The organism is Janthinobacterium sp. 78 (genome assembly GCF_003096775.1).
In the GTDB taxonomy this organism is placed as follows: domain Bacteria; phylum Pseudomonadota; class Gammaproteobacteria; order Burkholderiales; family Burkholderiaceae_D; genus Janthinobacterium; species Janthinobacterium tructae.
On the sequence record NZ_QENT01000001.1, the window covers coordinates 651,560 to 676,951 of the forward strand.

The following is a 25,392-nucleotide window of genomic DNA, read 5'->3' on the forward strand; positions in this document are numbered from 1 at the left end:
GTGCCGTCATCGCAACAGGAGTCCTCATGTTTTCGATTCGTGCCGTCCTGGCAGCAGGCTGCGTGGCGGCGCTGTGCGCCTTGCCGCACGCCGGCGCCGCCGCTGACGTTCCCGCCAGCACCGTTGCCTCCGCTCCCGCCCTGGCCGTTCCTGCGCCCGTAGCGGCGCGCCCGCGCATTGCACTGGTGCTGTCGGGCGGCGGCGCGCGTGGTCTCGCGCATATCGGCGTATTGAAAGTGCTGCAGGAGCTGCATGTGCCGATCGACATGGTGGTCGGCACCAGCATGGGTGGCGTGGTGGGCGGCGCGTATGCGGCCGGCGCTTCCGTGGCGGACCTGGAAAAAATGGCGCGCGAGACCAACTGGGCGCGCGTGGTGGCCGACCGGCCGCCGCGTGACGAACTGGCGTTTCGCCGCCGCGAAGAAGATTTATTGCTGCCGTCGCGCATCGAGTTTGGCATCAGCCGCAACGGCATTTCCACGCCGCCGGCTGCGGCCAGCAATGCGGCGCTGGAAATGGCGCTGAACCGGCTGCTGCCGGCCGGCATGCGCGACCGCCCCGCCAGTCAGCTGCCGCTGCCCTTCCGCTCGGTGGCGTCCGACCTGGTCAATGGCGAGCTGGTGGAACTGGTCGACACGCCGCTGTTCCTGTCGATGCGCGCCTCGCTGGCCGTGCCTGGCGTGTTTGCTCCCGTGCGCGTGAATAACCGCCTGGTCGTGGACGGGGGCCTGGTGCGCAACCTGCCCGTCGACATGGCGCGCGCCATGGGTGCCGACATCATCATCGCTGTCAACGTGGGCACGCCGCTGGCGCCGGAAAAAGACCTGGGCAGCGCCATCGGCGTGGCGCAGCAGATGCTGCAGATCCTCACGGAGCAGAATGTGCAGCGCTCGCTCAAGGAATTGCGTCCGCAGGATATCCTGGTGGCGCCGGATCTGACGGGCGTCAGCTTCCTCGATTTCGAGAACTATGCGCGCGCCATGCGCGCCGGCGAACAGGCGACGCAGGCGCTGGCCGCCCGCCTGGCGCCGCTGGCCCTGCCGCCGGAACAGTATGCGGCGCGCGAGCAGCTGCGTCTGGCGGCGCCGGCCTTGCTGGACGTGGCCCTGCCGCTCACGCGCCTGGCCGTGGAGAGCGAAGGCGACATCAATCCGCGCATCCTGCAGGCGCAATCGGGCCTGGTGGAAGGGCAGGCCGTCAGCCAGGAAGATGTGCTCAAGGCGGCGGCCAAGCTGTATGGCCGCGGCGACGTGGCGCGCGTGGAGACGGACGTGGTCGATGCCGGCGACCAGCGCACGGTCAGCATCAAGGCGGTCGAAGCGCCATGGGCCAGCAACCGCCTGCGCGTGGGGCTGGAGCTGTCCAGCGATTTCAGAGACAGCAACAGCTTCGCCCTGAAGCTGCTGCACGTGCGTTCGAACCTGAACAGCTGGGGCGGCGAGTTGCGCAGCATGGCGCAGATCGGCAATGCGCGCGGCTATGGTGTGCAGTTCTGGCAGCCGCTGGGAGCAGGCAACCCGTGGTATATCGCGCCGCAGCTGCAGTACACCTCGTCGGCGATGGATGTCTTCGACCAGGGCCGGCGCAGCGCGCGCGTGGCGTACAGCGGCCAGACGGCGGCGCTGGTGCTGGGACGCGAGTTCGGTACCTGGGGCGATTTGCAGTTCGGTGTCACGCGCACGGAGATCAAGGGCAAGCTGGCGATACCGGCCGATCCCACGCAGCCTGAGTCGCGTGGGCTGGGTACCACCCAGTTTGTCCAGTTCCGCGTCGATACGCTCGATTCGCCGGGCTTCCCCACGCGCGGCGCGCTGCTCGATGCTACCTGGACGCGCGCTTCGACCACGGGTTCGGGCGAGGCGGCGCTGGGCCGCTCTTCGCTGACGGCATTGAAGGCTTTCGGTTACGGCAACTGGGCCGGCCACGTGTATGGCGAATGGGCGCGCGCGCAGCGCGGCGAGGCTCCACTCAGCCTGGGCGGCTTTCTGCGCCTGTCCGGCACGGATTCTCAATCGGTGAGCGGGCGCAGCATCGCCCTGGCGCGCGTGGTGATGGCGCGCCGCATCGCTTCCCTGCCCAGTACTCTGGGCGGCGCCGTGCGGGCCGGCTTTTCGCTGGAAATGGGCGGCGGCTTTGACCAGAACGAGCGCTGGAAATCCAGCAAGTTCACGCAGGCCAGCAGCGCCTTCATCTCCGTCGATACGCGCTTCGGCCCCGTATACGTGGCCTCGGGCGCATCGAAGGGCGGCGAGAGCACCTTCTATCTGTTCCTGGGACCCGTTTGGTAGCCGGCGGGGGCCGTGCTGCGGCGCAGAGCCGTGAAGGCGGCAAATTCCCATGAGCGAAACCCCAGCAGCAGGGTAAAGCCATCGCGTTCGGCAGGTGCCAGGCGGCGGTCGTTCTGGTGCAGCCGCGCCAGTTCCTCGGCCAGCTGGCGGATCTTTTGCACCAGTTCCTGCGCGCTCGACAGCGACAGGCGCGCCGGGATGCACATCAGCGTTTCGCCGGCACCGTCAAAATGGCCGCTGAAATAATCGGCCACCACGTGTTCGCGGAAGTACTGCTGCACCGGGCCGTCGGCCAGCCAGTGGAAGGCGTTCGAGACGCGCAGGCTGTAGCGGTTCAGGGGCTTGAGTTCGATCAAGCCCAGCCGGTCCAGTTCGGCCAGGCAGCCGATGCACTCGGCCTGCGTCAGCGCATACGTTTCCACCACCTGCTCCAGGCTCCAGTGGCCGAGGCAGCAGATCGCCACCAGCAGCAGGCGCGGATGCGCCACCAGCGACTTTTCTTGCACCAGGGTGAGCGTATCGGCATGCGGCGTGATGTCGGCCGCGCCGCGCAGCACGTCTTCCATGGCGATGCCCGAGGCCTTGCAGATCAGGGCCAGGCGCGAGAGCGACATGTCGTGCTGGCCAAACATGCGCTTGACGCTCGATTCGCTCATGGCGATGCGCTCGGCCAATACCTTGTACGTGATGCCGGCGGCACGCAATTGGGTGCGCAGCACGCGCAAAACCAGTTCAGGTGAACTCACGAGATATCCTTCTTTACAAGTTTGGTAGCAGATGACGGTACCGAATGTAGCCCTTAATGGCACTTTGCACAAGCTGATAGTACTTCTCGGCAAAAAAGATGACACTCCCGCTTGTGGCTCGCGCAGCGCGCTACAACCAGGCAATCCATCCACTTGTAGAGGTTATCCATGTTCCCATCTTTCCGTTTCCCCGCAGCGCTGCTGGCGCTGGCCAGCATCGCTCCCCTGCATGCCGCCGCTGCCGATCCTGCACCGGGTCCCATCTATGCGGGCGCTAGCTATGGCTTTCGCGCCAATAGCGGCCTCGATTGCGTGCCAGGACAAGCCGATTGCGACAAAAGCAGCAAGCGCAATGGCAAGGCCTACCTGGGTTACAGTTTCAACGCGCTGCCGTTTCAGGGCGGCGTGGCCCTGCCTTCGGTTGAACTGGTGGGGTACACAGGCGGCGAGGTCAAGTCAGGCTTCGACACGGGCGCCGGCAAGCGCGCCGGCCGGGGCAAGTTCACGGGCCTCGGCGTGCAGGGCGTGCTCGGCTACCAGTTCGATGCCTTCACCCTGAGCGGGCGCGCCGGCTTGGCCTACACGCAGGGCAAGGTCGATTACCTGGGCGGCGGTTCGGACAAGAAGAACAAGGCCGGCCTGACCTACGGCATCGGCACGGCATATGCGCTGAACCAGAACTGGTCGCTGCACCTCGACTGGGATCGCGTGCCCGTCAAGTACAACAGCAAGCAAACGAGCAAGGTCGACATGTTTTCGCTGGGCGCGTCCTACCGGTTCTAAGGGGGACGTTCAGCAGACGATGGCCTGATGGCGGACGCCCTGTAGAAGGGGTGTCCGCGGGCGGCCGGAAATGACCATGGCTGCGTTGCATGGCCTCACCGTATTATCCATACTGTCTTCGTCCATGCGCCTTGCCATGGACATTTCCAGATCAGTCTTTGACGTCAACCTTCAGCAGCAATTTCGCCAGCAGGCGTTTTTCCTGCTGGCGCTGGCCTGAGACGGTCTTCACGTGCGCGCCGGCGGCGCGCTGCAGGGCGGCCGTGGCGACCGGGTTGCGCGGTTTTTGCGAGGGTTCGACGCGGAACTGCATTTTCTGCCGTGTTGCCAATGCCTTGTTTGCCATCGGTTTTCCCCTCCCTGATTACAGCACGTAGCGCGACAGGTCCTCGTTGACCGACAGCGCTTCCAGGCGTTCATTCACGTACGCGGCATCGATCACCAGCAGGTTTTCCGTCGTGCTGCTGCCTTCGCTGGCCGTAAACGACACTTCTTCCAGCAGTTTTTCCATCACCGTATGCAGCCGGCGCGCGCCGATGTTTTCCGTGCGCTCGTTAACCGAATAGGCGATTTCCGCCAGGCGTGTGATGCCTTCCGGCGCGAACTTCAAGGTCAGGTTTTCCGTTGCCAGCAAGGCTTCGTACTGCATCGTCAGGCAGGCGTCGGTGCTGGTGAGAATGCGCTCGAAGTCCGAAATCGACAGCGATTCCAGTTCCACGCGGATCGGGAAACGCCCCTGCAGCTCGGGAATCAGGTCCGACGGTTTCGACAGGTGGAAGGCGCCCGAGGCGATGAACAGGATGTGGTCCGTGCGGATCATGCCGTACTTGGTGTTGACGGTCGTGCCTTCGACCAGCGGCAGCAGGTCGCGCTGCACGCCGGCGCGCGAGACGTCGGCGCCGCCGGACTCCGAACGCGAGGCGATCTTGTCGATTTCATCGAGGAAGACGATGCCGTTCTGCTCGACGTTCTGGATGGCCTTCTGTTTCAGCTCATCTTCGTTGACCAGCTTGGCCGCTTCTTCCTCGACCAGCAGTTTCAATGCTTCGCGGATCTTGACCTTGCGCGCCTTCTTGCGTTGCCCGCCCACGCCCGAGAACATGGACTTGATCTGCTCCGTCATTTCTTCCATGCCTGGCGGCGCCATGATTTCCATCTGCGGGCCCGCCTCGGCCAGTTCGATCTCGATTTCCTTGTCATCGAGCTCGCCCTGGCGCAAGCGCTTGCGGAAGGTCTGGCGCGTGCTGTCGCCGCTGCCGCTGCCGCTGTCCACGGCCGCTGGCGTATTCGGCGTGAAGCCGAAGTCGCGTGCCGGCGGCACCAGGATGTCGATGACGCGGTCTTCGGCCGCATCTTCGGCGCGTGCGCGCACTTTCTTCATTTCCAGCGCGCGCGTCTGCTTGATGCCGATATCGATCAGGTCGCGGATGATGGTGTCGACGTCGCGGCCGACATAACCGACTTCGGTGAATTTGGTCGCTTCGATTTTAATGAACGGCGCTTCGGCCAGCTTGGCCAGGCGGCGCGCGATTTCCGTCTTGCCGACACCCGTGGGGCCGATCATGAGGATGTTCTTGGGCGTGATTTCATGGCGCAGGGGCTCGGCCACCTGCTGGCGGCGCCAGCGGTTGCGCAAGGCGATGGCGACGGCGCGCTTGGCCTTGGCCTGGCCCACCACGTGTTTGTCGAGTTCGGTGACGATTTCCGCCGGGGTCATGTTCATGATCATAGTTGGCTTTCTATCTTTCTTTTGCGTAGAGTGCCCGAAAAACGTTCAGGGCAAGGCGCTTGGCCGCAGGCAGTACGTTTTTGTACGCCCAGGCCAGGCAACGCAGCCATGGGCGTTTTCTCGGGGACTCTTAGTCCAGGGTTTCGATGATGTGTGACATGTTGGTGTAGATGCAGAGTTCCGCGGCGATGGTCAGCGATTTCTTGACCACTTCGGCCGGCGACAAGTCCGTGTTTTCCTGCAGCGCCTTGGCGGCGGACTGGGCGAAGGTGCCGCCGGAGCCGATGGCGCCGATGCCGTCTTCCGGTTCCAGCACGTCGCCATTGCCCGTGATGACCAGGGTCGACTCGCTGTCGGCCACCAGCAGCATCGCTTCCAGGCGGCGCAGCACGCGGTCGGTGCGCCAGTCCTTGGCCAGTTCGACGGAGGCGCGCAGCAGGTTACCCTGGTGCTTTTCCAGTTTGCCTTCAAAACGGTCGAGCAAGGTAAAAGCGTCGGCCGTGCCGCCGGCAAAGCCGACCAGGACTTTGCCCTGATACAACTTACGCACTTTGCGGGCCGTGCCCTTCATGACGATGTTACCGAGCGTGACCTGGCCGTCGCCGCCCAGGGCGACTTGCTTGCCGCGCCGGACGCAGAGGATGGTGGTGCCGTGAAATTGTTCCATAGTGACCTCAAAAGATTCGTGCCGATGCGTGCAAGGCCATGCGGTTGCGCGCCCATGGCTCAAAAGTGGGGATGGAAAAGACAATTGCAAGCGGCACTTGCCACTGCCGCGTCTGCTTCAGTGTAGTCGGCGCGGGACGAAAAAAAAGCACGCAACGCAGGTTGTGTGCTTTTTTTTCTGCCGCCACGCAGCAGCCGGGGCGGCCGCGCAAGGGAAAGGGTGATCAGTCGCCGTAGAGTTTTTGCTTCAGTTCGCGCCGTTGCTGGGCTTCCAGCGACAGGGTGGCGGTCGGACGGGCGATCAGGCGCGGGATGCCGATAGGCTCGCCCGTTTCTTCACACCAGCCATAGTCGCCGGCGTCGATGCTGGCGATCGATTGCTGCACTTTTTTCAGCAATTTGCGCTCGCGGTCGCGCGTGCGCAGTTCCAGCGCATGCTCTTCCTCGATGGTGGCGCGGTCGGCAGGGTCCGGTACGAGCACGGTTTCACGCAAGTGTTCCGTGGTTTCGCCGGCGTTTTTCAGCAAGTCTTTTTCGAGTTGCTGCAGGCGCGCCTTGAAGAATGCCAGTTGTGCCGCATTCATGTAGTCATCTTCGCTCATGGCGCGAATTTGATCTTCGCTGATGAGGGGGATGTCTTGGCTGGCGGCCGGGGTCGATTTATTAGTTTTGGTCATAACTTCGCTTACCTTCGATACGACAGAGTTTTCAAATTGATCAGTTGATGCGGCGATACCGAGCAACTGTACAGGTTCCGCTTGGCATTGCTGTCCCGCTGTACTGCGTGCGACCTTGGCTTGCCGGCGAAAGCCAGGACTACCGGCAGGCTATGGTGCCATGTTGATAACTTTTTACCGCTCTATGCCAGTCGCGCTATGCGCGCAACAACGGGCGTGTTGGGTGGATCGTTTGCATGCCTGGCATGCGGCCAGCGGCAGTTTGCCAGCATTTTATGACAGGCGAACGACATGGGCCGTTTTCGTCGCTGATTTTGGCACGCTTTGCCTTATATTGCCATCCCGATTTGTTGCCTAGCCGATCAGAGACGGCCACTTGTTGGTTTATACCAGCAAGACGGGTGTCGGACAGCGGGAAAGCGTGCTTAACTTTCCCTTTTGTTTCTGCTTTGCAACGGGTATTTTGCAAAACCCGGCTAGTTTATACCAAACATTGTTCGAGTCCGCGAATAAAAATGTCTTTTGGTAGATTCTTGCCAATAAACACCATTTTGCTGCCGCGTACTTCGTTTTCGCCCCATTTGGCGCCCAGGTCGCTGCCCATCAGTTGGTGCACGCCCTGGAAGACCACCTTGCGTTCGGCGCCCTGCATCAGCAGCACGCCCTTGTAGCGCAACATGCGCGGGCCATACACTTGCACCAGGCCGCCGAGGAACTCGTCGAGCTTGGCGCTGTCGAACGGTTGCGTGCTCTTGAAAACAAAGGCGGCGATATCGTCGCTATGCTGCGCATGATGGTGGTCCGTGTGGCCGCAATCGGTGGCGCAGGCGTCGCTGTGCTCGTGCGCATGCTTGTGCTCGTGGCCGTGCGCATCTGCGTGCTCATCTGCGTGCTCATGCGCATGGTCGTGCGCTTTGTCGTGATCATGCACGTGCTCGCTTTCGGTGGCCAGGAAATCCGGGTCCAGTTCCAGCTTTTCGTTCAGGTTGAAACCGCGGATGTCGAGCACTTCGGCCAGCGGCGCACGGCCGAAATCGACCTTGGCGATGGGCGCGCGCGGATTGATGCGCTTCAGGCGGCGCGTCAGCGTGGCCACGTCGTCTTCGCTGACGAGGTCGGTTTTCGACAGCAACAGCTTGTCGGCAAAGCCCACTTGCCGCTGGGCTTCCTCGTATTCATCGAGTTGTTTCATCGCATGGCGGGCATCGACCACCGTGATGATGGCGTCGAGCATGTAGTGGCTGCCCACTTCTTCGTCGACAAAGAAGGTTTGCGCCACGGGGCCGGGATTGGCCAGGCCCGTCGTTTCGATGACGACGCGGTCGAATGCCAGCAGGCCGGCGTCGCGCTTGCGCGCCAGTTCCGTCAAGCCCACGATCAGGTCGCCGCGCACGGTGCAGCAGATGCAGCCGTTGTTCATCTCGATGATGTGCTCGTTGCTATCCTGCACCAGGATTTCATTGTCGATGTTTTCCTGGCCAAACTCGTTCTCGATCACGGCGATGCGCATGCCATGGTCTTCCTGCAGTATGCGGTTGAGCAAGGTGGTTTTGCCGGCACCGAGGAAACCGGTGAGGATGGTGGTTGGAATCAGTGCCATGAGAGATGCCTATGCTGTAATCGATGGTGCCGCCGCGCAAGCGGAAGAATGCGGACGATTATGCCGGAATTTTGCAAATGCTTGCAAATGCGCGCCCATCGGCTTGATATGCATCAGGCTGGCCCACGGCTGCGGCTGCCTACTTGAGCTTGGCGCGCGGGTGCGCCTGGTCATACACGTGCGCCAGATGCTGGAAATCGAGGGCCGTGTAGACCTGGGTCGAGGTGATGCTGGAATGGCCCAGCATTTCCTGCACGGCGCGCAAGTCGCCCGATGATTGCAGTACGTGCGAGGCGAACGAGTGGCGCAGCACGTGCGGGTGCACATTCGCGGGAATGTTCGTCGCCTGCGCATGCGCCTTCAGGCGCAGCTGCAGCACGCGCGGCGAGATGCGCGTGTTGCGTGTGCTTAAAAACAAGGCAGTGCTGCCATCCTTGGCAGGCGGACGCACGGCCAGCCAGCTGGCCAGCGCCACGAGGGCGGCCTTGCCAACGGGCACCTTGCGCATCTTGCTGCCCTTGCCCGTGACGATGACTTCGAAGCTGGCCATGTCCAGCCAGCCCAGCGAGGCGGGCTGGCCGCCCTCGGCCTTGCAGTAATGGGTGTCCAGGCTGGTCAGTTCCGACACGCGCAAGCCGCTCGAATACAGCAGCTCGAACATGGCGCGGTTGCACAGTTGTTCCGGCTCGGCGGCGCCTTGCTGGTGTTGCGCGGGCGCCACGAGGCGCACGGCGTCGTCCACCGACAGGGCTTTGGGCAAGGTCTTGGCCCGCTTTGGGGCGCGGATGCCGTCGACGGGATTGGCGTCGAGTGCCGTTTCGCCGCTGAGCCAGTTGAAAAAGCCGCGCCACGACGACAGCTTGCGGGCGATCGAGCGCGGGTCGAGGCCGCCGGCGTGCAGCTTGGCCGTGTAGCGGCGCACTTCATTGTGCGCCAGCGCCGTCCAGGGCGTATTGCCGCTCAGTTCCAGCAAGGCGCGCAGGTCGCGCCCGTAGGCGTCCAGGGTGTGGGGCGAGAGCTTGCGCTGCGTGGCCAGCTGCGCCAGGTAGCTGCTCAGCCATTCGGCCTTGCCGCGCGCTTCGCCCATGGCTGACTCAGGCAGGCGAGCCGGCGCGCAGCGCGGCCAGGGCGGCGCTGGCCGTGGCGCCGATATGCACGAGGAAGTCCGTGCCCATGCTGGACGTAAAGCGTTCGCTGTCGGGCGAGCCGAGCACCAGCAAGCCGAAGGTGCCCGTGGTGTTCGGGGCGCGCAGGGCGATCATGACGGTCGATTCGATTTTATCCGCCTGCAACCAGTGCACTGCTTCGAAATCGCGGTTGCTGCCGCAGTACGGCGCTTGCAGGCTGTTGGCGAACATGCGCACGTCGGCCGTGACATCTTCCGTGAACCAGCCATTGGCGTGTTCCGGCAGCACTTGCCACAGGCGCAGGCTGACATAGGGCACGTCGAAATTGCTTTGCAGGGCATCGACCAGCACGCGCGGCATGGCCGCATCGCTGCGCACTTGCAGCATGGCCTGGTTCCAGCCGTGGAACTTGCTGGCGATGTCGCCATTTTCCTCGGCCAGGCGGCTCAGCTTGGACATGCGCAGTTCCAGCGCCTTGTATTTGTCACGCATCACTTCCATCTGCCGCTCCTGCAGCGAGATGGTGCGTCCCGTCAGCGGGCTGCTCAGCTTGACCTCGCCGAGCAGCGCGGTATGCTCTGCGAAGAACGTCGGATGCTCGCTCAGGTACTGGGCGACGGTGCTGGAATCGAGTGTAGCGGTCATTGGTAGTCAGAAGAGAGAAGGATGAACGCTTCATTCTAACCGAGAGTGCGGCGGCATAGGCGCAAAGGGGAGGGTGTCGCAGCATTTTCCGCGCGCGCATGAAAAAAGCGGCATGGTTGCCCATGCCGCCTTGCATTTCTTGCTCAGCAATCACCCGTGGCGGGTGAGGTGCGGGGCATTAGAAATTGTGGTGTACGCCCAGACCGATGTAGGTCTTCGAAACGACGTCCTTGCGATTCGAGATGTCCGCGTACAGGTAGGTGCGCTTCGACAGGTTGTAGTCGTAGCCCAGCGATGCCTGCTTGGTCTTGGTCACGCCGTCTGGCGTTTTTTGACCGTAGCCGGCGCGGATCTTGCCTGCGCCGACGTCGTAGTTGGCGCCAACCAGCCATGCTTTGGTGTCCGTATTGACGATCTTGAAGTTGCTGTCATCCTGATGCTGGTACGACGCCATCAGTTTCAGTTCCGTTACCGGATTGAACGATGCGGCAACCGACCACAGCTTGGCTTGCACGCCATTGCGCTCATACGCGGCCATACCGGCGAACTGGCCGTAGTTATACGTGGCCGACATCGAGTATGGATTCGACGCTGGCACGGCATTGGCAGCCACCGGGTAGTTGTTGGCTGGTGGCGTAGCTGCTGGTCCAGGGAATGCTGGATTGTTATTGGCTTCCTTGGCGGCGACAGTGGCGTTGAACTGGAAGCCGCTGAAGACTGGCGAGTTATAGAACACGGCGTTCGAGAAGCGGTTACGCGAGTTGCCCGTTGCGCTCAGCGGATCGCTGGTGTAGGCGGCCACCGTGATGTCGGTCTGGAAACCGGCTGGCGTAGGCATGCCCGACCATGGTTCGAACGCGGTGCTCGATTCCTGGAAGGCGGTCAGGCCACGGCCCAGGCGCACGGTACCGAAGTTGCCTTGCAGGCCGACGCGGCTTTGACCCTGGAACAGCGGACGGGAATTGCTTTCCAGCGTACCCGTATCGGATTCATAGCGAATTTCCAGTTGGAAAATAGCTTTCAAGCCATTGCCCAGATCTTCCGTACCCTTGAAACCCAGCTTGTTGTTGTCGCGCTTGGTGACTTTGGTGGTTTCACCAGTCAATTTGCCCAGGCCAGCATCGATCGTACCGTAGATTTGGACGGACGACTGCGCTTGTGCGGTTGCGGCAAAGGCGCCGAAGAGTGCGAGGGCAACGAGTGATTTTTTCATGTCTTATTCCCTATTAAAAGTGAGTTCCGTCCGAGATCCGAGCAGATTGAAATGCGCCAATTACCGCGTTTCGATGAGTGAACCTTAATTCGTTGGCGCGCAAGACGTGCGGGATTGGTCAAATATGCGTGAAAAGATTGGTGAAAAGCGTCATAAATCCATGGCCCTGTTGTATTTTTGTAACGCGCGGTTTTTGCCGATCCTGCGCCGATGGCCGGCGTTCTCCCATCGCCACGGTGGCGGCACCTCGCCATATTGGCGTGTCCTGGCCAGGACATTGTTGCGTTGAATCAAGTTCTTAAGCGGGCTGTGACGGATTTATGACGCAAGGACGTTACACTAAGGGACGGCCCGCATGGACGGGCCTGGAGACGGCTTACTATTAGAATCATTGACTCAATATCGAGAATCGATGGCAAATCGCGAAACATTAGGATTGATCAAGGGGGCACGCGCGGGCGATGTGGCTTGCCAGCTGGCGTTGGGACGGCTGTATCTGTTCGGACAGGGTGTGCCGCAGAGCTTGCCGACCGCCTTGCACTGGCTGGCGCGGGCGGCCCAGGAGGATAGCCAGGAAGCATGCTTGCTGATCGGTACGCACGTGCCGTTCGAAGTGGCGCAACCGGCAGCCAGGACGCTGATTCCGTATTACGCGCAGGCGTTCGATGCGGGCCTGGTGCAGGCGGGCCTGGTGCTGGCGCAACTGGTGCTGGGCAACGCCGCCAACAGTTGTGAAACCTTGCGCGCCAAGGCACGCGTGGCGCTGGACGCCGCGGTGCGCGCCGGCTTGCCCGATGCGCAATGGTTATTATCCATGCAAGAAGGAGCGTCCGCAGCCTGCGTGCCCGATACTGGCGTCGCTGGCAAGCACGCCTTCGATGGCGATGCGCCCCTGTACGCCTGGCTGGAGCAGGCCTGGAGCCAGGACAACCATGCCGGCTTCCTGTCGCAAGGCTTGCCGCTGGCGCGCGAGCTGTTGCAGCGCCAGGCCGCCGCCGGGGCGCGCACGATCGCGCTGGACCCGCAGCAAGTGCAGTTGCTGTCGCGTTGTGCCCAGGCACTGGCGCCTGGCGGCGATGCCGAGGGGTGGCAATGTTGCGAGCTGGCCGCGCATGGCGGCGACCGCACGGCGCAGCTGGAGCTGGGACTCGGCTATGCGCGCATGGATGGGCATGGACAGCGGCTGGCCACGCGCAACGGCGCGGCCAATTTCAAGCGCGCCGTGCGCTGGCTGACGCAGGCGGGCGAGCAGGGCCTGGCCGAAGCCTGGTTCGTGCTGTCGCGCATCTATACAAAACCGGAATTTTCCCAGCGCAATGTGGTCGAAGCCCATTCCTGCCTGGAGCGTGCCGCCGGCCTGGGACATGGCCCGGCCCAGCTCGAGTGCGGCATGCATGCCTGGCGCAATCGCCGCGACGATGTCAACAACGATGTGCGTGCCGCCTATTGGCTGCTGCAGGCGCAGGCGCAGGGCAGCAATGAAGCGGAGGCGGCGCTGGCGAAGATCGCGCCGTACGGCGAGCCCGGCGACTGGGGCCAGTATGCCGCCCTGCATGCCGATGGACAACTGCGCCAGTTGGGCCAGAGCCACCCTTTGCTGGCGGCGCGGCTGGAGCTGGCGCGCCGCTTTCATCTGTCGCGTGCAGAGGCCTTGCTGCTCGATCTGCATGCGGCCGACCAGGGACATTGCCTGCTGATCGATATCAGCGCCACGCATGGGCGCGGCAAGCGGCGCCTGGTATTGATCCGCACGGCGCAGGAGCGCCAGCTGCTCGATCAGGTGGTGCGCCTGTTCGAACGCGTCGATTGCGGCGTGACGGGGCCGGAAGGCAATTACCGGCAACGCCTGTACCGCCTGAAGTGCTACCTGGCCGAACTCGGCGTCGCGCAGGAACAGCAGTTCCTGGCCGCCTGACGTTTATTTGCTTACAACTCGATCGTGCCTTCGAACACGGTCACGGCCGGGCCCGTCATCAGGACAGGCTGGCCCGGGCCTTGCCAGGCGATCGACAGTTCACCGCCGCGCGCGCTGATGCGCACGGGGGAGTCAAGCAAGCCGCGCAGGATGCCGGCCACGGCAGCAGCGCAGGCGCCCGTGCCGCACGCCAGGGTTTCGCCCGCGCCCCGTTCATACACGCGCAGTTTCACGTGATGGCGGTCGACGATCTGCATGTAACCGGCGTTGACCCGGCGGGGAAAGCGCGGATGGTGCTCGATCAGCGGGCCCGATTGTTCCAGGTCTTGCGCATCGACATCGTCGACCACCTGCACGGCATGCGGGTTGCCCATCGAGACGACGGACACCAGCACGGGGCTACTGTGGCCCGGCAGCGCCAGGTCCAGCGGCCACAAGGTGTCGCTGCCTTGCGCTACACCGGCGAGGCCAGCCGCATCGAACGGCACCAGTGCCGGTTCCAGCACAGGCGCGCCCATGTCGACCGTGATGCTGCCGTCAAGCTCCAGGCGCGGTGCAATGATGCCGGCCATGGTTTCCACGCGGATGCTCGCCTTGCTTGACAAGCCTTTTTCGCTGACGAACTTGACGAAGGCGCGCGCGCCGTTGCCGCATTGCTCGACTTCGCCGCCATCGTTGTTATAGATACGGTAGCGGAAGTCGCAGCCGGGCAGGCGCGGCTTTTCCACCACCAGGATCTGGTCGGCGCCGATACCGAAACGGCGGTCGGCCAGGCGCTGCCACTGGGCCGGCGTGAAGTCGATATCTTGATTGATGGCATCGATGACGATGAAGTCATTGCCGGCGCCATGCATCTTGGTAAATTGGAGTTTCATGTTTTGCCGTATCACTTGTGCTGGTTATAGAACGACGCTTCGCCTTGCGGACGCGTCTTGAAGCGTTTATGCGTCCAGAAGTATTCGGCCGGCGCTTCGCGCACGCGCTCTTCGATGAATGCGTTCATGCGGCGCGTGGCTGCCGTGATGTCGTCGCCCGGATAATCGTCCCAGGCCGGGTAATACGTCACTTGCCAGCCCTGGTAATTGGGCAAAAAGGTGGCGATGACGGGAATCACTTGCGCCTTGGCGGCCAGCGCCAGGCGCGCCGTGGCCGTCAGGGTGGCGGCAGGCACGCCGAAGAAGGGCACGAATTCCGCATCCTTTTCGCCGAAATCCATGTCCGGCAGCATGAAATACGGCAAGCCGTCGCGCAGCGCGCGCAGTATCGTCTTGATGCCATCCTGGCGCGTAAACAGCTTGGGCGGCTTGAAGCGCGAACGGCCGGCGCGCAGGGCCTGGTCGAAGGCGGCATTCTTTTGCTGCACATACATCGATGATGCGGAAATTTCCATCGCTGTGGCGGCGCCTGCCACGTCGAGGCAGACGAAGTGCGGGCACAGCAAAATGGTCGGCTTGGCCGCGATCTGCTGGCCCGGAAAGGCGGGCACCTTTTTGATCAGGCGGGTCAGGCGTGCTTCCGACGACCACCACAGGATGCTGCGCTCCCACACGCTGCGCGAATACGCCTGGAAATGCTGGCGCGCCAGGGCCACGCGCTCGGCTTCCGACAATTGCGGCATGCACAGACGCAAGTTCGTCAGGGCGATCGCGCGCCGCTTGCGCATGACCAGGAACAACACGCTGCCGACGCCGACGCCGAAGCGGCCCAGGATGGGCAGGGGCAACCAGTGCAGCAGCCACATGAAGGCGATCAGCAGTCTCATGCCTTCTCCCTGGCGGCAGCGGGGCTGGCCGGCGTGGGCGGCGGCGCGCCGCGCGGCACCTTGTAGCGGTTGTAGCTCCACAGGTATTGCGCCGGGCTGCGCGCGATCAATTCTTCCATGGCCGCGTTGATGGTGCGCGCCTGCTCGGCCGAAGTGCTGTCCAGCGATTCGGTAAATGGCACGAAATGCACGATATAGCCGCGCCCGCCCGGCAGGCGTTCGGCGTAGGTGATGATGACTTCGGCGCCGCCCATCTGCGCCAGCTTGGCCGGCAGGGTCATGGTGTAGGCGGGGCGGCCGAAGAAATCGGCCCACACGCCTTCGCCCTCTTGCGGCACCTGGTCGGGCAGCAGGCCGATGGGCTGGCCTTTTTTCAGGCATTTGGCAAAGATGCGCACGCCCGACATGTTGGCCGGCGCCAGCATCAGGTTTTCGCGCGCACGCGCGCCTTCGATCAGCGGTTTCAGGGCGGCGCGCTTGGGCGGGCGGTACATCACGGTGAGCGGGGTGCGCAGGGCGATTTGCTGGGCGACGATTTCAAAGCAGCCCAGATGCGGCGTCAGGAAGACGATGCCGCGGCCGTGTTGCAAGGCCTTTTCCACCAGTTCCCAGTTTTCCACGGTGGCATGACGCGCCACGCGCTCGGGCGGCGCGCACCAGATGAAGGGCAATTCCAGCACGCTCTTGCCCGCTTCGGCCACGGCCGTGTGCAAGTGTTGCGAAAACCCCGCACCCTGCATGTTCTCGCGCATGCGGCGCCGGTAGGACGGGGAAATGGCGTAAATCACCCAGCCGAGCGCAGCGCCCAGGCCATGCAGGACGGGCAGGGGAAAGAGGGATAAAAAGCGGAAAATTGGGACTAACATGAATAAGCTGTTTCCAGGAATGGCGTGTTGCCGTGCCAAAATTTTTTAAGAAGCGTAAAATACCACGTATGCAGTAACCGCTGAGTTAATAGACAACTTGCGAAGCGGAATATAAATATCGCTAAAGCGTCGCAGGCAATATCCTCTTTACTGCGACAGAACATTCACATAGTAATCAGGAGCTTGCAATGTCAAACGACTATCTCTTCACTTCCGAATCCGTCTCGGAAGGCCATCCCGACAAGGTTGCCGATCAAATTTCCGACGCCATCCTTGACGCCATCCTGACCCAGGATCCGACCGCCCGCGTGGCTGCCGAAACCCTGTGCAACACGGGCCTGGTGGTGCTGGCTGGCGAGATTACCACTTACGCCAATGTGGATTATATTCAAGTTGCGCGCGAAACCATCAAACGCATCGGTTACGACAACACGGAATACGGCATCGACTACAAGGGTTGCGCCGTGCTGGTGGCCTACGACAAGCAGTCGCCCGATATCGCGCAAGGCGTCGATGAAGGTGCGGGGATTGACCTGGATCAAGGCGCTGGCGATCAGGGCCTGATGTTCGGCTACGCCTGCGATGAAACGGCCGAGCTGATGCCTGCCGCCATCCATTACGCGCACCGCCTGGTCGAGCGCCAGTCGCAGCTGCGCAAGGATGGCCGCTTGCCATGGCTGCGTCCGGATGCGAAATCGCAAGTGACCCTGCGCTACGTCGATGGCCGCCCCGTCGGCGTGCACACGGTCGTGCTGTCGACCCAGCATGCGCCGGAAATCTCGCACAAGCAGATCGAAGAAGCCGTCATCGAAGAGATCATCAAGCCGATCCTGCCGCGCGAATGGCTGACGGAGACCAAATTCCTCGTCAACCCGACGGGCCGTTTCGTCATCGGCGGTCCGCAAGGCGATTGCGGCTTGACCGGGCGCAAGATCATCGTCGACACCTACGGTGGCGCAGCCCCGCACGGCGGCGGCGCGTTCTCGGGCAAGGACCCATCGAAAGTCGACCGTTCGGCAGCCTACGCGGCCCGTTACGTGGCGAAAAATATCGTCGCGGCCGGCCTGGCGCGCCAATGCCAGGTGCAGGTCAGCTACGCCATCGGCGTGGCCAAGCCGATCAACATCACCGTCTACACGGAAGGCACGGGCGTGATTCCTGACGCGGAAATCGCCAAGCTGGTGCTGGCGCACTTCGATTTGCGTCCAAAAGGCATCGTGCAAATGCTCGACCTGCTGCGCCCGATCTACCAGAAGAGCGCCGCCTACGGCCACTTCGGCCGCGAAGAGCCGGAGTTCACGTGGGAACGCACGGACAAGGTCGCCCTGCTGCGCGACGCTGCCGGCCTGAAGTAACCTAGCCCGCTTGCATGAGAAGCGCCCCGGCCAGCTGGCCGCGGGCGCTTTTTTCATGGGCGCACGCGACAGTGCGTACCGAACGGCGTTGCCGTAGGGATACGCTACAATTCATTGCAAATAAACCAATAGGGGAATGGCATGACTGTGTTGCACGTACGCTCGCTGTGTGTTGGTCTGGTGGCGACATTCGGCCTGTCCGCTGCCTTGGCGGTGGCGGCGCCGGCCACGCTGACGGTGGGGCAATGGCTGGACAAGGCGGAGGCCGGCGATGGTCATGCCGTGCTGATCCTGGCGGCGGGCGGCAAATTTATTTTTCCCGAGGGCTCGCTGGCAACGCCGGTCCAGATGCGGCCGGAACTCACCGAGTTGATGGGGCAAATGTCGGCACGCCAGGCCTTGCATGTGCTCACCATCTATGCGGACAGTGGTTTTCTCGCCACGGATCCCGATGCCTGGCGCTCGAACAGCAAGCCCGATCCCGTGCTCACCTGCAAATGGGCCATGCGCGCCGCGAATTACCCGACCGACGGCAGCAAGGCCGATAAAGACATGATACCCATCCTGCGCGACCTGGCCGATGACATAGCGCGGCGCCTCGATGCCGACGCGCGCGCCAGCTGTCTCAGCCAGGGCAAGAACTGGCCGCCGCAGAAACCATAGGGCGCCAGCGCGCTTGACTAATGGTTGCCGCCGGCGCATGGCCAATGTTATGATGCACTGTCCGAGGAGCGTTGCGACGAAGAAATTCGCCAGGCTCGGAATATCCTGCAACTGCGCTCACGTACCTTTTTCAACTGAAAGGAGGGCGTGATGAACGCCGTACTCAAATCGCAACACGACTACACCATCGCCGATATCACTTTGGCCGCATGGGGCAACAAAGAAATCAAGATCGCTGAAACGGAAATGCCTGGCCTGATGGCCATCCGCGAAGAATTCGCGGCAGCGCAGCCCCTGAAAGGCGCGCGCATCACCGGTTCCATCCACATGACCATCCAGACCGCCGTGCTGATCCAGACCCTGGAAGCACTGGGCGCGCAAGTGCGTTGGGCATCGTGCAACATTTACTCGACGCAAGATCACGCTGCTGCCGCCATCGCTGCCGCCGGCACGCCTGTGTTCGCCATCAAGGGCGAGTCGCTGGACGACTACTGGGAATACACGCACCGCATCTTCGAATGGCCGAACGTGGACGGCAAGGCTGTCTACTCGAACATGATCCTCGACGATGGCGGCGACGCGACCCTGCTGCTGCACCTGGGCGTGCGCGCGGAAACCGACCTGTCGGTGCTGGCGAACCCCGGTTCGGAAGAAGAAATCTGCATGTTCAACTCGATCAAGCAACACTTGCTGACCGATCCGACCTGGTATTCGAAGCGTCTGCCGGAAATCCTCGGCGTGACGGAAGAAACCACCACCGGCGTGCACCGTTTGTATCAAATGCACAAGGACGGCAAGCTGGCTTTCCCTGCGATCAACGTCAACGATTCCGTCACGAAGTCGAAATTCGACAACCTGTATGGCTGCCGCGAGTCCTTGGTCGACGGTATCAAGCGCGCCACCGACGTGATGATCGCCGGTAAAGTGGCCGTCATCGCCGGTTACGGTGATGTCGGTAAAGGTTCGGCCCAAGCCATGCGCGCCCTGTCGGCGCAAGTGTGGGTGACGGAAGTCGACCCGATCTGCGCACTGCAGGCGGCGATGGAAGGCTACCGCGTGGTGACCATGGATTACGCCTGCGAACACGGCGACATCTTTGTCACCTGCACCGGCAACTATCACATCCTCACGCACGATCACCTGACGCGCATGAAAGACCAGGCCATCGTCTGCAACATTGGTCACTTTGACAATGAAATCGACGTTGCTTCGTTGAAGCAATACGAGTGGGAAAACATCAAGCCGCAAGTCGATCACATCATCTTCCCGTCGGGCCGCCGCATCATCCTGCTGGCCGAAGGCCGCCTGGTCAACCTCGGTTGCGGCACGGGCCACCCGTCGTACGTGATGAGCTCGTCGTTTGCCAACCAGACGATCGCCCAGATCGAGCTGTACGCGAACACGGCCAACTACCCGGTCGGCGTGTACACCTTGCCAAAACACCTGGACGAAAAAGTCGCCCGTTTGCAACTCAAAAAGTTGAATGCGCAGCTGACGGAACTGACGCAAGAGCAAGCCGACTACATCGGCGTGCGTCAAGAAGGCCCCTACAAGCCAGAGCATTACCGTTATTAATCGGTAGTCCGGGGCTGTAACTCACCCTCTGAGGGCCGGCGCCTGCCGCCGGCCTGACCCTACTTTTGACAGGCTAGAGAAATGCGCTTGCTACTGATTTGGTTTATCAATGCGGCAGCCCTGTTTGCCGTCCCCTACCTGATGCACTCGGTGACGATGAGCAGCGGCTGGACGGCGCTGCTGGCCGCTGCCGTGCTGGGGCTGGTCAATGCGCTGATCCGCCCATTGCTGATCCTGCTGACCCTGCCGGTGACATTCTTGTCGCTGGGCCTGTTCATTCTGATCATCAACGGCTTCCTGTTCTGGCTGGTGGCGCAGGTGATCGATGGTTTCCATGTCGCCAGTTTCTGGTCTGCCGTGGGTGGTGCCATTCTGTACAGCATCATTTCCTGGGCCCTGTCGACCTTACTTTTGAGTAATGACGATGGAAAAGCATAATTTCAGTATTGAGTTTTTCCCGCCGAAAACCCCGGAAGGGGCGGAAAAGCTGCGCGCCACGCGTATCAAGTTGTCTGAATTGCAGCCGAAGTATTTCTCGGTGACGTTCGGCGCCGGCGGCACCACGCAGCAGGGCACCCTGGACACCGTGCGCGAAATCCTGGCGGCTGGCGAACAAGCCGCACCGCATCTGTCTTGCGTGGGCGGTTCGCGCGCATCGATCCGCGCCGTGCTGGCCGACTTCAAGGCGGCCGGCGTGAGCCGTATCGTGGCCTTGCGCGGTGACTTGCCCAGCGGCTACGGTGCCTCGGGCGAGTTTCGCTACGCCAACGAGCTGGTGGAATTCATCCGCGCCGAGACGGGCGACCATTTCCATATCGAAGTGGCCGCCTATCCGGAAGTGCATCCGCAAGCCCGTTCGCCGCAAGACGACCTGCAGGCGTTCGCGCGCAAGGTGCAGGCTGGCGCCGATGCGGCCATCACCCAGTACTTCTACAATGCCGACGCGTATTTCCAGTTTGTCGAGCAGACACAGAAGATGGGCATCAACGTGCCTATCGTGGCCGGCATCATGCCAATCACGAACTACACGCAATTGATGCGCTTTTCGGACATGTGCGGCGCGGAAATTCCACGCTGGGTGCGTCTGAAACTGGCCAGCTTCGGCGACGACAGCGCGTCCATCAAGGCCTTTGGACTGGACGTGGTGACGGGTTTGTGCGAACGCCTGCTGGAAGGCGGCGCGCCAGGCTTGCATTTCTATAGCATGAACCAGGCGGCGCCCACGACCGCACTGTGGCAGCGCCTGGTGAAATAAACCATTCTGATGCGTTAGAGCAGATCGCCCTCGGTTACGACGTAATCGAGGGCGATGTCGTATTCGCCGTTCGGAAAACTTGCCATCAGGCAGGCATAGGCGATGCCCAGGGTGCGCGGACGGGGCGTTTGCGCCAGCGTGCGGTCGTAATAGCCGCCGCCATAGCCGAGGCGATACCGTTCCACACTAAAACCCAGGCAGGGCACCAGCAGGGTGGCCGGCGCCGGGCGCAGGCGCAACTGGGCCGGCACGGCCACGCCCATGCCATCTTTCACCATCGCTACACCGGGCGTCCAGTCGGAAAATGCCAGCGGCGCATGCTTTTCCAGTACTACAGGCAAGCTTAATTGCACGCCGCGCGCGGCCAGTTGCGCATACGCGCCGTGCAAGTCCGGCTCGCCATGCAGGGGCCAGTACACGCCCAGTTCCTCGACTTTTTCCTGTGCGCACCAGTCCAGCAGGCGCTGCGCGATGGCCGCATCCCACCCCGCGCGGGTAGTCTCGGGCAGGGCGCGGCGAGCCGCCAGCAGGGCCTTGCGCAAGCCGGCTTTGTCCTGTGGCGCAATGGGTGGCCGTGTAGCCGGATCGCATGTTATTCTAGGGTCGCTATTCATATCACCATCAAGTTAAGATTGAGAGTCGTACATTGATTTCCCCACTGAAATGGATTGCCGGCACGATGCTGTGTGTTGCATCGGCCTTGTCTCCCCTGGCCGCCCTGGCCCAGGTGTCCGCCACCGTCTCTCCTGCCGCACCCGACACGCGCAGCGAGGACGATGCCTTCCTGCTGCTGCGCGACGCCGCGCGCAAGGATGACGCCGAAAAAGCCGACTTTTATGCGGGGCGCCTGACGAATTACCAGATTCCATCGTATGTTGACTATTATCGGCTGAAACCGCGCATCAAACTGCTGACCGAGGCGCAATTTCGCGATTACCTGAACCGCTACAAGGGCAGCGCCATCGCCGACCGTTTCCGCAACGACTGGCTGCTGGAACTGGGCCGCAAGCGCGATTGGGTCGTATTTGACGAGCAATACCCGCAATTCGCCCTCGACGACGACACCCAGCTCAAGTGCTACGCGCTGATGTCGCGCGCGGCCAAGGGGCAGAACGTGGCGCCCGAAGCGCGCAACCTGCTGGTCTCGCCGCCCGGCTATGGCGAAGCGTGCGGCAGCCTGATCGCCGTGCTGGCGCAAAATGGCCAGTTCGACACGAATGAGCTGTGGGCGCAGATCCGCCTGGCGGGCCAGACCAACGCCACGGGCCCGGCGCGCCGCATCGCGCTGTTGCTCGGTGCGTCCGACGCGAAGATGGCGCAAGCGATCGATTTGCCGGCGCTGGTGCTGGCCAAGGGCCCGGGCGCCAGCCGTGCCGACCATGAAATGTACCTGGTGGCTGTCGGCCGCATGGCGAAAAGCACCCTGAAACTGGGCGTGGTGGCCTTGCAAAAAGCCAGCGCGCAGCTGACCGCGCAGGAGCAAGCCATCGGCTGGGCTAGCCTGGCCCTGCAGGCATCGTATTCGCTGGCGCCGGAAGCGTTTGAATATTGGCAAAAATCCAATGGCGCACCGTTGACCCAGGAGCAGATGCAGTGGAAAACGCGCATTGCCTTGCGCGAAGGCAACTGGCCTGTGGTGAAATCGTCCATCCAGGCCATGCCGGCCTCGCTGCGCACGGACCCCACCTGGGTCTACTGGCTGGCGCGCGCGCAGCAGGCGGAAACGCCGGGCCGCCCGAATGCGCAAGCCGACACCCTGTATCGCACGATCAGCGAACAATCGAATTTCTATGGCTTGCTGGCCAACGAAGAGCTGGGCAACCATCTGGTGTTGCCGCCGCCGGGCCAGCCCGTCAGCCCGACAGAAATCGCCGCCATGGCCGCCAATCCGGGCTTGCAGCGGGCGCTGAAATTTTTCAATATGCGCTTGCGCTTCGAAGGCACGCGCGAGTGGAACTGGGAATTGCGCTCGATGACGGATCGCCAGCATCTGGCGGCCGCGGAATTTGCGCGCCAGAACAATGTGCTCGACCGCATGGTCAATACGTCCGACCGCACGCGCCTGGAAGTGGACTATACGCAGCGCTACCCGACGCCGCACGACGACGTCATGCATCCGGCCACGCAAACCCTGGGCCTCGACAAAGCCTGGGTGTATGGCTTGATCCGCCAGGAATCGCGCTTCATCATGGATGCGCAATCGCATGTGGGCGCCTCCGGTTTGATGCAGGTGATGCCATCGACTGCCCGTTACGTGGCCAAGAAGATCGGCCTCACCGATTTCGTCACGGAAACCTTGAGCGATGTGCGCACCAACGTCTTGCTGGGCACGAATTACCTGAACATGGTGCTCGGTGGCCTCGATGGTTCGCAAGTGCTGGCCAGCGCCGCCTACAACGCGGGGCCGGGGCGCTTGCGCATCTGGCGCGCCACCATGAAGAGTCCGCTGGAAGGCGCCATCTTTGCCGAGATCATTCCGTACACGGAAACGCGCGGCTACGTGAAAAACGTGATGGCCAACGCCACCTATTACGCGGCCCTGTTCGAGAAGCGCCCGCAGTCGCTGAAAGCGCGCCTGGGTACCGTGGGACCGAAAAACAGCGCCATCGCGGCCGATTTGCCGTAACCCAATGAATTGATACCCGACCATGCAAACGACCATCCTTGATCCCAGCCTGACGCAAACCCTGGCCGCCGCGCGCGAGCCAGGCCTGACCCTCATCATCGGCAACAAGAATTATTCGTCGTGGTCGATGCGCCCGTGGGTGGCCATGACGGCGTTTGGCATCCCGTTCCAGGAAGTGCGCGTGCTGCTCGACCAGAGCGACACGGCGACGAAGATCGCCGAGTATTCGGCCTGCGGCCGGGTCCCCGTGCTGCTGGCGGGCGAGATCACGATCTGGGACAGCCTGGCCATCTGCGAATACCTGGCCGAGCAGTTTCCTGACAAACACCTGTGGCCGCAAGACGTGGCCGCGCGCGCCATGGCGCGCTGTGTCTGCGCGGAAATGCATTCCGGTTTCACCGGCTTGCGCACGGACATGTCGATGAATATCAAGGCGACGTTGCCGGGCCGTGGCCGCACGGCCGCCGCGCAGGCGGACATCGGCCGCATCAGCGAAATCTGGGAAGAGTGTTTATCGCGCTTTGGCCACCACCAATTCCTGTTTGGCGAGTTTTCCATCGCCGATGCGTATTTCGCCCCCGTCGTCATGCGTTTCCGCACGTATGGCGTGAGTCTGGCACCGGCGCTGAACGCGTATTGCGAGCGCGTGCAGGCGCACCCCGCCGTGGCGCGCTGGATCACGGAAGCGCTGGCGGAGACGGAAGTCGCGGCCAAGCACGACGCGGAATTACCCGATTAAAGAGAAGTTCACCATGAAGATTTACACGGTCGGTGGCGCGGTGCGCGACCAACTGCTGGGCTTGCCCGTGAAAGACCACGACCACGTCGTCGTGGGCGCCACGCCCGAGGATATGCTGCGCCAGGGCTTCCGCCCCGTCGGCAAGGATTTTCCTGTCTTCCTGCACCCGAAGACGCAGGAAGAGTACGCGCTGGCCCGCACGGAACGCAAGACGGCCCCCGGCTACCGGGGCTTTGTCTTCCACGCGGCGCCCGACGTCACGCTGGAAGACGACCTGGTGCGGCGCGATCTGACCATCAACGCCATCGCACAAGCCGCGGACGGTACGTTGACCGACCCGTTCGGCGGCATTCAGGATATCGAGAACAAAATCTTCCGCCACGTCTCCGACGCGTTTGGCGAAGACCCCGTGCGTATCCTGCGCCTGGCGCGCTTTGCCGCCCGGTTTCATACGTTCACTGTCGCGCCCGCCACCATGGCGCTGATGCGCCGGATGGTGGCCGACGGCGAAGTCGATGCCCTGGTGGCCGAACGCGTGTGGCAGGAAGTAGCGAAAGGATTGATGGAAGCGCGGCCGTCGCGCATGCTGACGGCGCTGCAGGAATGCGGCGCGCTGGCGCGCATCATGCGAGAAATCCAGTTGAGCGAGCGCTTGCTGCAGGTCATCGACCATGCGGCCGCGCAAGGCCTTGACTTGCCCGTGCGCTTCGCCGCCCTGCTGCTGCGCCTGCCGAAAGATGCCATTGAACAACTGAGCGAGCGCCTGCGCGTGCCCAACGAGTGCCGCGAGCTGGCCGTCATGGCGGCGCGCGAGCTGGACCAGATCAATGGCGCACTGGACTTGCACGCCGAAGCCGTGGTGAGCTTGTGCGAACGCTGCGACGGCTTGCGTAAACCGCAGCGCTTTGCGCAGCTGCTGCAAGCGGTGGCGTGCGATGGGCTGGTCACCGGGGACTTTCCACAAGCGGTGCGCTTGCAGGGCGGGCTGGACGCGGCGCGCGCCGTCAACGCTGGCGCGCTGGCGCAAGGTTGTGCGGAGCCGAAACGCATTCCTGAAGTCATCCACGCGGCGCGGGTAGCCGCCGTGCAAGCATTCCTGGCCCAGGCTTGAATGGCGGGAATAGGCTACAATGGCGCCATAATGTTGCACTGCACAATACCG

24 protein-coding genes and 1 riboswitch are annotated in these 25,392 nt (G+C 62.6%); of the genes, 11 read left to right on the top strand and 13 right to left on the bottom strand.

Features of this window, described 5'->3' with window-relative positions; translation table 11 throughout:
* The first annotated feature begins 26 nt into the window (after positions 1-26).
* Positions 27-2,288, top strand: a complete 2,262-nt coding sequence (locus tag C8C92_RS02865) for a patatin-like phospholipase family protein (RefSeq protein ID WP_116742979.1) — start codon at positions 27-29, stop codon at positions 2,286-2,288.
* Here C8C92_RS02865 and C8C92_RS02870 read toward each other — a convergent pair.
* A complete protein-coding gene (locus tag C8C92_RS02870) occupies positions 2,261-3,034 on the bottom strand; it encodes a helix-turn-helix transcriptional regulator (protein ID WP_071079832.1) in 774 nt (257 codons plus the stop codon). The two genes, C8C92_RS02865 and C8C92_RS02870, sit on opposite strands and share 28 nt — an antisense overlap.
* 168 nt (positions 3,035-3,202) lie before the next feature.
* Between C8C92_RS02870 and C8C92_RS02875 the strand changes: the two genes are divergently transcribed.
* Positions 3,203-3,817 (top strand): outer membrane beta-barrel protein, encoded by a 615-nt coding sequence (locus tag C8C92_RS02875; RefSeq protein WP_099760988.1) that lies wholly within the window; start codon positions 3,203-3,205, stop codon positions 3,815-3,817.
* A 151-nt stretch (positions 3,818-3,968) separates the two neighbouring features.
* Here C8C92_RS02875 and C8C92_RS02880 read toward each other — a convergent pair whose 3' ends face one another.
* The 8 genes from C8C92_RS02880 to C8C92_RS02915 all read right to left on the bottom strand — a co-directional run bounded on the left by C8C92_RS02880 (position 3,969) and on the right by C8C92_RS02915 (position 11,474).
* Positions 3,969-4,163 carry a hypothetical protein gene (locus C8C92_RS02880; RefSeq protein WP_077398720.1) on the bottom strand — a complete coding sequence of 65 codons (195 nt, stop codon included), beginning with the start codon at positions 4,161-4,163 and terminating at the stop codon, positions 3,969-3,971.
* Positions 4,164-4,181: 18 nt separating this feature from the next.
* The gene (gene hslU / locus C8C92_RS02885; RefSeq protein ID WP_116745825.1) at positions 4,182-5,540 is read right to left on the bottom strand and encodes an ATP-dependent protease ATPase subunit HslU; all 1,359 of its coding nucleotides are present in this window, start codon (positions 5,538-5,540) and stop codon (positions 4,182-4,184) included.
* A 136-nt stretch (positions 5,541-5,676) separates the two neighbouring features.
* Positions 5,677-6,213: an ATP-dependent protease subunit HslV gene (gene hslV, locus C8C92_RS02890; RefSeq protein WP_096233303.1), complete on the bottom strand. Its 537-nt coding sequence runs from the start codon at positions 6,211-6,213 to the stop codon at positions 5,677-5,679.
* Positions 6,214-6,436: 223 nt separating this feature from the next.
* Complete coding sequence (gene dksA, locus C8C92_RS02895) at positions 6,437-6,889, bottom strand: RNA polymerase-binding protein DksA (protein ID WP_099760987.1); 453 nt, start codon at positions 6,887-6,889, stop codon at positions 6,437-6,439.
* Between the two features lie 481 nt (positions 6,890-7,370).
* Positions 7,371-8,489 (bottom strand): GTP-binding protein, encoded by a 1,119-nt coding sequence (locus C8C92_RS02900; protein ID WP_099760986.1) that lies wholly within the window; start codon positions 8,487-8,489, stop codon positions 7,371-7,373.
* A 139-nt stretch (positions 8,490-8,628) separates the two neighbouring features.
* A complete protein-coding gene (locus C8C92_RS02905; RefSeq protein ID WP_116742980.1) occupies positions 8,629-9,576 on the bottom strand; it encodes a tyrosine recombinase XerC in 948 nt (315 codons plus the stop codon).
* A gap of 7 nt (positions 9,577-9,583) precedes the next feature.
* Positions 9,584-10,261 (bottom strand): DUF484 family protein, encoded by a 678-nt coding sequence (locus C8C92_RS02910; RefSeq protein ID WP_099760984.1) that lies wholly within the window; start codon positions 10,259-10,261, stop codon positions 9,584-9,586.
* Between the two features lie 178 nt (positions 10,262-10,439).
* Positions 10,440-11,474 (bottom strand): porin, encoded by a 1,035-nt coding sequence (locus C8C92_RS02915; protein WP_116742981.1) that lies wholly within the window; start codon positions 11,472-11,474, stop codon positions 10,440-10,442.
* 412 nt (positions 11,475-11,886) lie between these two features.
* On the opposite strand from C8C92_RS02915, the gene C8C92_RS02920 reads away from it, so the two are divergent.
* Positions 11,887-13,389 carry an SEL1-like repeat protein gene (locus C8C92_RS02920; protein WP_099760982.1) on the top strand — a complete coding sequence of 501 codons (1,503 nt, stop codon included), beginning with the start codon at positions 11,887-11,889 and terminating at the stop codon, positions 13,387-13,389.
* An 11-nt stretch (positions 13,390-13,400) separates the two neighbouring features.
* Here the strand turns inward: C8C92_RS02920 and dapF are convergent, their stop codons facing one another.
* Genes dapF through C8C92_RS02935 form a run of 3 tightly spaced genes read right to left on the bottom strand, consistent with a single transcriptional unit; the run spans position 13,401 to position 16,017 of the window.
* On the bottom strand, positions 13,401-14,264 hold the full coding sequence (gene dapF / locus C8C92_RS02925; RefSeq protein ID WP_116742982.1) for a diaminopimelate epimerase: 864 nt from the start codon (positions 14,262-14,264) through the stop codon (positions 13,401-13,403).
* Positions 14,265-14,275: 11 nt separating this feature from the next.
* On the bottom strand, positions 14,276-15,151 hold the full coding sequence (locus C8C92_RS02930; protein ID WP_099760980.1) for a lipid A biosynthesis acyltransferase: 876 nt from the start codon (positions 15,149-15,151) through the stop codon (positions 14,276-14,278).
* Positions 15,148-16,017 (bottom strand): lysophospholipid acyltransferase family protein, encoded by an 870-nt coding sequence (locus C8C92_RS02935; protein WP_099760979.1) that lies wholly within the window; start codon positions 16,015-16,017, stop codon positions 15,148-15,150. The genes C8C92_RS02930 and C8C92_RS02935 overlap by 4 nt, the downstream gene beginning before the upstream one ends.
* Before the next feature lie 188 nt (positions 16,018-16,205).
* Between C8C92_RS02935 and metK the strand changes: the two genes are divergently transcribed.
* From metK to metF, 5 genes are all read left to right on the top strand, one after another.
* The gene (metK, locus tag C8C92_RS02940; RefSeq protein WP_071079821.1) at positions 16,206-17,372 is read left to right on the top strand and encodes a methionine adenosyltransferase; all 1,167 of its coding nucleotides are present in this window, start codon (positions 16,206-16,208) and stop codon (positions 17,370-17,372) included.
* Between the two features lie 141 nt (positions 17,373-17,513).
* The gene (locus C8C92_RS02945; protein ID WP_116742983.1) at positions 17,514-18,035 is read left to right on the top strand and encodes a hypothetical protein; all 522 of its coding nucleotides are present in this window, start codon (positions 17,514-17,516) and stop codon (positions 18,033-18,035) included.
* A gap of 57 nt (positions 18,036-18,092) precedes the next feature.
* A riboswitch (S-adenosyl-L-homocysteine riboswitch) is annotated at positions 18,093-18,161 on the top strand.
* A 24-nt stretch (positions 18,162-18,185) separates the two neighbouring features.
* Positions 18,186-19,610, top strand: coding sequence for an adenosylhomocysteinase (gene ahcY / locus C8C92_RS02950; RefSeq protein ID WP_099760977.1), 1,425 nt, complete (start codon positions 18,186-18,188; stop codon positions 19,608-19,610).
* Positions 19,611-19,691: 81 nt separating this feature from the next.
* Positions 19,692-20,048, top strand: a complete 357-nt coding sequence (locus C8C92_RS02955) for a phage holin family protein (protein WP_034783534.1) — start codon at positions 19,692-19,694, stop codon at positions 20,046-20,048.
* Positions 20,035-20,865, top strand: coding sequence for a methylenetetrahydrofolate reductase [NAD(P)H] (gene metF / locus C8C92_RS02960; RefSeq protein WP_099760976.1), 831 nt, complete (start codon positions 20,035-20,037; stop codon positions 20,863-20,865). The genes C8C92_RS02955 and metF overlap by 14 nt, the downstream gene beginning before the upstream one ends.
* 14 nt (positions 20,866-20,879) lie before the next feature.
* Here metF and C8C92_RS02965 read toward each other — a convergent pair whose 3' ends face one another.
* Positions 20,880-21,407, bottom strand: coding sequence for a 5-formyltetrahydrofolate cyclo-ligase (locus tag C8C92_RS02965; RefSeq protein ID WP_116742984.1), 528 nt, complete (start codon positions 21,405-21,407; stop codon positions 20,880-20,882).
* Positions 21,408-21,511: 104 nt separating this feature from the next.
* Between C8C92_RS02965 and C8C92_RS02970 the strand changes: the two genes are divergently transcribed.
* From C8C92_RS02970 to C8C92_RS02980, 3 genes are read left to right on the top strand one after another with little or no spacing between them, the layout of a single operon-like run.
* Positions 21,512-23,491, top strand: coding sequence for a lytic transglycosylase domain-containing protein (locus tag C8C92_RS02970; protein ID WP_116742985.1), 1,980 nt, complete (start codon positions 21,512-21,514; stop codon positions 23,489-23,491).
* Between the two features lie 22 nt (positions 23,492-23,513).
* A complete protein-coding gene (locus tag C8C92_RS02975) occupies positions 23,514-24,230 on the top strand; it encodes a glutathione S-transferase family protein (RefSeq protein WP_116742986.1) in 717 nt (238 codons plus the stop codon).
* Between the two features lie 13 nt (positions 24,231-24,243).
* Positions 24,244-25,341 carry a multifunctional CCA tRNA nucleotidyl transferase/2'3'-cyclic phosphodiesterase/2'nucleotidase/phosphatase gene (locus C8C92_RS02980; protein ID WP_116742987.1) on the top strand — a complete coding sequence of 366 codons (1,098 nt, stop codon included), beginning with the start codon at positions 24,244-24,246 and terminating at the stop codon, positions 25,339-25,341.
* Positions 25,342-25,392: the final 51 nt, after the last annotated feature.

Excerpts from the sequence above, each read along its gene's own strand:
- C8C92_RS02865 (WP_116742979.1), top strand. The coding sequence starts at position 27 with ATGTTTTCGATTCGTGCCGTCCTGGCAGCAGGCTGCGTGGCGGCGCTG.
- C8C92_RS02875 (WP_099760988.1), top strand. The coding sequence starts at position 3,203 with ATGTTCCCATCTTTCCGTTTCCCCGCAGCGCTGCTGGCGCTGGCCAGC.
- C8C92_RS02880 (WP_077398720.1), bottom strand. The coding sequence starts at position 4,163 with ATGGCAAACAAGGCATTGGCAACACGGCAGAAAATGCAGTTCCGCGTC.
- hslU (WP_116745825.1), bottom strand. The coding sequence starts at position 5,540 with ATGAACATGACCCCGGCGGAAATCGTCACCGAACTCGACAAACACGTG.
- hslV (WP_096233303.1), bottom strand. The coding sequence starts at position 6,213 with ATGGAACAATTTCACGGCACCACCATCCTCTGCGTCCGGCGCGGCAAG.
- dksA (WP_099760987.1), bottom strand. The coding sequence starts at position 6,889 with ATGACCAAAACTAATAAATCGACCCCGGCCGCCAGCCAAGACATCCCC.
- C8C92_RS02900 (WP_099760986.1), bottom strand. The coding sequence starts at position 8,489 with ATGGCACTGATTCCAACCACCATCCTCACCGGTTTCCTCGGTGCCGGC.
- C8C92_RS02905 (WP_116742980.1), bottom strand. The coding sequence starts at position 9,576 with ATGGGCGAAGCGCGCGGCAAGGCCGAATGGCTGAGCAGCTACCTGGCG.
- C8C92_RS02910 (WP_099760984.1), bottom strand. The coding sequence starts at position 10,261 with ATGACCGCTACACTCGATTCCAGCACCGTCGCCCAGTACCTGAGCGAG.
- C8C92_RS02915 (WP_116742981.1), bottom strand. The coding sequence starts at position 11,474 with ATGAAAAAATCACTCGTTGCCCTCGCACTCTTCGGCGCCTTTGCCGCA.
- C8C92_RS02920 (WP_099760982.1), top strand. The coding sequence starts at position 11,887 with ATGGCAAATCGCGAAACATTAGGATTGATCAAGGGGGCACGCGCGGGC.
- dapF (WP_116742982.1), bottom strand. The coding sequence starts at position 14,264 with ATGAAACTCCAATTTACCAAGATGCATGGCGCCGGCAATGACTTCATC.
- C8C92_RS02930 (WP_099760980.1), bottom strand. The coding sequence starts at position 15,151 with ATGAGACTGCTGATCGCCTTCATGTGGCTGCTGCACTGGTTGCCCCTG.
- C8C92_RS02935 (WP_099760979.1), bottom strand. The coding sequence starts at position 16,017 with ATGTTAGTCCCAATTTTCCGCTTTTTATCCCTCTTTCCCCTGCCCGTC.
- metK (WP_071079821.1), top strand. The coding sequence starts at position 16,206 with ATGTCAAACGACTATCTCTTCACTTCCGAATCCGTCTCGGAAGGCCAT.
- C8C92_RS02945 (WP_116742983.1), top strand. The coding sequence starts at position 17,514 with ATGACTGTGTTGCACGTACGCTCGCTGTGTGTTGGTCTGGTGGCGACA.
- ahcY (WP_099760977.1), top strand. The coding sequence starts at position 18,186 with ATGAACGCCGTACTCAAATCGCAACACGACTACACCATCGCCGATATC.
- C8C92_RS02955 (WP_034783534.1), top strand. The coding sequence starts at position 19,692 with ATGCGCTTGCTACTGATTTGGTTTATCAATGCGGCAGCCCTGTTTGCC.
- metF (WP_099760976.1), top strand. The coding sequence starts at position 20,035 with ATGGAAAAGCATAATTTCAGTATTGAGTTTTTCCCGCCGAAAACCCCG.
- C8C92_RS02975 (WP_116742986.1), top strand. The coding sequence starts at position 23,514 with ATGCAAACGACCATCCTTGATCCCAGCCTGACGCAAACCCTGGCCGCC.
- C8C92_RS02980 (WP_116742987.1), top strand. The coding sequence starts at position 24,244 with ATGAAGATTTACACGGTCGGTGGCGCGGTGCGCGACCAACTGCTGGGC.